The 854-nt window shown below is 47.7% G+C and carries 2 protein-coding genes; both read left to right on the forward strand.

Features of this window, described 5'->3' with window-relative positions; all coding sequences use genetic code 11:
• Positions 1 to 317: hypothetical protein (locus ACS8FC_RS16075; protein ID WP_439297508.1), on the forward strand; the 317-nt coding region annotated here is incomplete at its 5' end.
• A complete protein-coding gene (locus ACS8FC_RS16080) occupies positions 314 to 715 on the forward strand; it encodes a hypothetical protein (RefSeq protein WP_439297509.1) in 402 nt (133 codons plus the stop codon). The genes ACS8FC_RS16075 and ACS8FC_RS16080, both read left to right, overlap by 4 nt.
• Positions 716 to 854 lie beyond the last annotated feature (139 nt).

Raw genomic sequence — 854 nt, forward strand, 5'->3', positions numbered from 1 at the left:
GTGAACGTGGTTATCCCGAAGAAATCAAATATTACAGTGAGGCGCTGAAGCTGCAAAAAGAGATTAATCAAGAAGAACGTAAGCAAGCGCGTGATCGTGAACGAGAAACAAAGCAGTCCAATGCGCCGATACCATCTAGCCGTCAATCTAATAGCAATACGTCTAACACGACCAACAGTACTGGCAGTAATAACAATGCAGTTGAGGTTGTAGACGCATTGGATGCACGTATCGAAGCTGCCAAAAAACAAGCGGCAGCTGAAGCAGTCGCAAACTTTGCACAACAACTAAAAGACGAGGCTAAACGACGCACATGACCTGGACACTAAAACGCAATACCGATCAGGCGTTGATGAGCCTACACAGTCAATACCACTGGCTTGACGAGTATGACTGGTCATCACTTAAGCAGTCAGCGCCCGTCTACACGTTAAGCGGTGCTGTTGATATCCAGCAAGGCACGATGCTCGCTGGTCGGCCCATCACGCTTGATTGTACTAATGCTCGTATCAAACGCAGCGAACTTGAGCAGCTGCAAGCGTGGGTGCAGATGCCAGAGCTGACGATGACGCTCACGCATCCAGACGACCGCACTTTTACTGTGCTATTTGCATCGCCCGCATTGACTGACATAACTCCTGTCAAAGTCATACGCGCAGGCGATGAGCATCCAGACGATAAGTTCACGGCCAATATCAATTTATTGACCGTTTAACTGGCTATCAAGTCGGTATTAAACCCTATTTAAAAGCAGCTCAAAGGATTATTAAATGGCAACTGAAACCAAGATTAACCGCAGCGACTTACAGTTTTTCCCATCGGAGCGTCTAACAGACAATGACGATGGCGGCGGT

The organism is Psychrobacter sp. 1Y4 (assembly GCF_051847555.1).

Coding starts and splice junctions, on each gene's coding strand:
- ACS8FC_RS16080 (WP_439297509.1), top strand. CDS start 314: ATGACCTGGACACTAAAACGCAATACCGATCAGGCGTTGATGAGCCTA.